This is a genomic window from Thalassolituus sp. UBA2009 (assembly GCF_002335285.1).
Lineage (GTDB): Bacteria > Pseudomonadota > Gammaproteobacteria > Pseudomonadales > Oceanobacteraceae > Venatoribacter > Venatoribacter alkanivorans.
On sequence record NZ_DDCJ01000153.1, the window covers coordinates 31,940 to 36,434 of the forward strand.

4 protein-coding genes are annotated in these 4,495 nt (G+C 56.7%); all 4 read left to right on the forward strand.

Annotated features, from left to right (window positions below):
- Positions 1-505: adenosylcobinamide amidohydrolase (locus B3P58_RS19120; protein WP_286719808.1), on the forward strand; the 505-nt coding region annotated here is incomplete at its 5' end.
- Positions 506-759: 254 nt separating this feature from the next.
- Positions 760-2,070, forward strand: a complete 1,311-nt coding sequence (locus B3P58_RS19125) for an acyl-CoA dehydrogenase family protein (protein ID WP_145470320.1) — start codon at positions 760-762, stop codon at positions 2,068-2,070.
- A 15-nt stretch (positions 2,071-2,085) separates the two neighbouring features.
- Positions 2,086-3,291: an acyl-CoA dehydrogenase family protein gene (locus B3P58_RS19130; RefSeq protein ID WP_145470572.1), complete on the forward strand. Its 1,206-nt coding sequence runs from the start codon at positions 2,086-2,088 to the stop codon at positions 3,289-3,291.
- A 118-nt stretch (positions 3,292-3,409) separates the two neighbouring features.
- Positions 3,410-4,495: AMP-binding protein (locus tag B3P58_RS19135; protein ID WP_286719812.1), on the forward strand; the 1,086-nt coding region annotated here is incomplete at its 3' end.

Below are 4,495 nucleotides of genomic sequence, written 5' to 3' on the forward strand. Positions count from 1 at the left end.
ACAAAGCCTGCAGCAACAGGCTGAACAGCTTATGCTGCCTGCCCCCTGCTGCGGCATGATGACCGCCGCCTCCATGCAATCACTGGGCTACAGCAGCCTGAGCCTGCAACAACTGCGCGCCGAATGCTGGGTAACCGCCGGACTTTCCAATTTGCGCCGCAGCGGCGATCCGGCCGATGCTTTTAACGGTGCCGGAACCATTAACATCTGGCTGCTGCTGCATTTTGCCCTGACCCCGGCGGCCATGGCTGAAGCCCTGATCCAGCTGACCGAAGCCAAGGTGACCGCCATCCGCGATGCCGGTTTACTCAGCCCGTTATCCAGCCTGCCCGCCAGCGGTACCGGCACCGACAGTCACGCCGTCATCTGCCCGCCGCACTCCGGCGCAGAAGGTCCCCTTGCCTTTTGCGGTAAACATACAACCGCCGGCGAGTTGATTGGCCGTGTGGTGCTGGATGCCTGTGAGCAGAGCATCGGCCACTGCTTACGCGCGGCAAACGGCTGACACAACCGCCTCCCACCGGCTGAACTGCCGCAATATGACCACTTTGCCCGGCAGCAACTGACACCTCTGCCAATGCGCCACCGGCGCCAAACTGCGAACCTGCCAACGCTGCCTGTGTTTTATTCTGCCAGGCAGAGGGCCGGTCGCGCTGCATCTCCCCCGCAAAACCCCATCGCAACACCCCGTCGCGATACCGCCACCGCAGCGTCCGGCCCAAACAATAATTACAACGATCCACACTGAGGGCAGATTGTATGGCTAAAGATATTCAGGGACTGGGCCTTGGCCTGGCCAGTCGCTTTGCCGGCAGCCGTTGGGCAGAAAAATACGGGCTGCGTAAACCCGCCGAGCGCATCGCTTACCTTTCCACCCGTGCCGGTTTTAAGTTTGCCGGCGAGATGATGCAGAAGCGTGCACAAAAGCAGGACAGCACCCGTGGCGAACGTCTGCCGGAACGCAAGCCCCAGGCACTGTTTGATCTGAGCTTAAGTGAAGAGCAACAGATGATCCGCGACAGCGTGCGCTCCTACGCGGAAGAGGTTGTGCGTGGTCTGGCCCACGACGCCGACGAAAACCTGCAACTGCCCGACAGTTATCTGCAGGACGCCATGGCCCTGGGTCTGAATCTGTTCTCGGTGCCCGAATCCCTGGGTGGTGCGGCACAAAGCTACAGCCCGACCACCAGCGCCATCATTGCCGAAGAACTGGCCTGGGGAGATTTCACCCTGGCCTATGCTGCCCTCGCCCCCGTAGGTGTGGCCAACGCACTGGTTCGCTGGGGCACACAGCAACAACAGCAACGCTGGTTGCCACTGTGGCTGGCCGAGCAACCGGTAACCGCCGCCATTGCCCTGCAGGAACCGCATCCACTGTTCGCCCCCGATAAGCTGACCTGCAGCGCAAAAAGCAATAAGCAGGGCTATGTGCTGAATGGCGTGAAAACTCTGGTGCCTTTTGCCGGTAACGCCGATCTGTATCTGGTTGCCGCACTGCTGAATGGCAAACCACAACTCTTTATTGTGCCCGGCGACAGCCATGGCCTGAACTTTACCCGCAGCCCGGCGATGGGTCTGCGCGCCGCCGCCACCGGCACCCTGACACTGGATAAAGTGCAGGTAAATGTCGATGCCCTGCTGGGTGGTGAAGACAGTGATTTCGATTACCGCGCCTTTGTCGATCTTGGCCAGTTGCACTGGTGCGCCCTGGCCATTGGCACCTGTCAGGCGGCACTGGATTACCTGATTCCTTACTGCAACGAGCGTGAAGCCTTCGGCGAGCCCATCAGTCACCGTCAGTCAGTGGCCTTTATGATCGCCAATATCGCCATCGAACTGGAATCCATGCGCCTGCTTACCTGGCGTGCGGCCGCACTGGCCGAACAGGGTCAGCCATTCCACCGCGAAGCCTATCTGGCCCACGTTCTGTGTGCCGACAAGGCCATGGAAATCGGCACCAATGCCGTGCAACTGCTCGGCGGCCACGGCTTTACCAAAGAACATCCGGCTGAGCGCTGGTACCGCGACCTGCGCATTCTGGGTTGTGTTAACAGCGGTCTGCACCTGTAAGGAGAACAGCACATGATGAATCTCGAAATCCCGAAGAAATTCCGCCCGCTGGTCAATCAGGCCCGTCAGGTTGCCGAAAATGTCTTCCGCCCGATCTCGCGTAAATATGACCGCGCCGAACACGCTTATCCGGTCGAGCTGGATATGCTGGCCGCTATTATGGATGGCATGAACGACGGCACCCTGGGCGAAGGCGCTGGTGCCGGAAAACTCAAACAGGATAAGAAAAAAGCCGACGGCATCGTTAACAGCACCAATATGACCACGGTACTGGGGCTGCAGGAACTGTGCTGGGGTGATGTTGGCCTGTCATTAACCCTGCCACGCCAGGGATTGGGTAACGCCGCGATTGCCGCAGTGGCCAATGACGAACAGCTGGCCCGTTTCGGCAAAAAATGGGCCGCCATGGCGATTACCGAACCGGGCTGCGGTTCTGATTCGGCTGCCATCCGCACCACCGCCATCAAAGACGGCGATCATTATGTGCTGAACGGCGAAAAGATTTACGTCACCTCCGGTGAGCGTGCCGAAGCCGTGGTGGTCTGGGCCAGCCTCGACCGTAATATCGGCCGCGCGGCAATTAAATCCTTTGTGGTGGAAAAAGGCACCCCGGGCATGGAAGTGGTGCGCCTGGAAAAGAAACTCGGCATTAAAGCTTCCGACACCGCCGCCATTACCTTTACCGATTGCCGTGTGCCTGCGGCCAACCTGCTGGGTTCACCGGAAATTAATGTCGATCAGGGCTTTGCCGGTGTCATGCAAACCTTCGACAACACCCGCCCGGTGGTTGCCGCTATGGCCGTCGGCGTGGCTAAAGCCGCCCTCGACCGCACCCGCGAGCTGCTGAAAGAGTACGGCATCAGCGCCGGCTACCGCACCAGCATTAAAAACAGCAGCCAGATCGAAGCGCAACTGTACCGCTACGAAGCCGACTGGGAAGCCGCACGTCTGCTGACTTTAAAAGCCGCGTGGATGGCCGATAACGGCATGCCCAATTCGAAAGAAGCGTCGATGTCAAAAGCCAAAGCCGGGCGCAGTGCCAACGCCATTACCTTAGGCTGTGTCGAGCTGCTCGGTTCTCTTGGTTACAGCGAAGATGAATTACTGGAGAAATGGGCGCGGGATTCAAAAATTCTCGATATTTTTGAAGGCACACAGCAAATTCAGCAACTGATTATTGCCCGCCGTTTATTGGGTAAAAGCTCAGCCGAATTGCGCTGATTTGCACACTATTCAGAGGTGCCCTAGATAAAACCTGACATAAATCCTGTGGCCCGGCCAACAGGATTTATGTCATTCTCAATTTCATAACTATAAATACATCACCAAGGTCAGATTCATGAATCGTTCAGCGACTACCCGCCTGCCCGCCGAAGGCATGAGCCAGCCGCCACTGAAGCCGCGCACTGTCAGTCTGGTTAATATTATCCGCAGCGCCATCAGCGGATTGCCGGATATCGGCGTTACCCTGAAAGGCGTACTCGCCCTGGTAACCACCAAGCCGGAAAAAAACAAATCCATTGGTTTATTGCTGGAGCAACACGCCGCCCGCCAGCCGGATCATATCGCCATCCGTTATCAGCAGCAGCGCATCAGCTACCGTCAGCTGAACGAAAAAGTGAATCAGCTGGCCCACTATTTTGCCAGTCAGGGCATCAGCCATGGTGATACCGTAGGCGTTATGCTGGAAAACCGCCCGGAAACCCTGCTGGCCGTACTGGCTACGGTAAAACTCGGTGCCATTGCCAGTATGTTTAATACCTCCCAGCGCGGTGAAGTTCTGGAACACAGCATTAATCTGGTAAAACCAAAATTGCTGGTTGTTGGTGAAGAAATGCTGGGCAATATGGCAACGGTAGAACATGCCCTGCCTGCTGCATTAAAAATGCAATTATATTTCTGGCAGGATGGTGCTGACAGTCAGCACGAATGTCCGGGGCATTATCAGAACCTGGAGCAGGTCATCGCCTCACAGGAGCAAAATAATCCGGCCAGCACACAACAGGTAAAAATGCATCAGCCCTGCTATTACATTTTTACTTCCGGCACCACCGGTCTGCCAAAAGCCTCGGTGATGAGTCATTACCGCTGGTTTAAATCGATGGCGGGCATGGGCCTGGCATCGATGAAATTACGTAAGGACGATGTGCTCTATGTCAGCCTGCCGCTTTACCATAATAATGCGCTTACCGTATCGATGGCTGCGGTATTGGGCGCTGGTGCCTGCATTGCGATTTCACGCAAATTCAGTGTCTCGCGTTTCTGGGATGAAATCCGCGAATATGGAGCCACCGGCTTTTGCTATATCGGCGAATTGTGCCGTTATCTGCTGAATACAGCGCCCTCAGACAAAGACCAGCAGCATAATATCCGCGTGATTATCGGCAACGGTCTGCGCCCGGATATCTGGATGGAATTCAAGCAG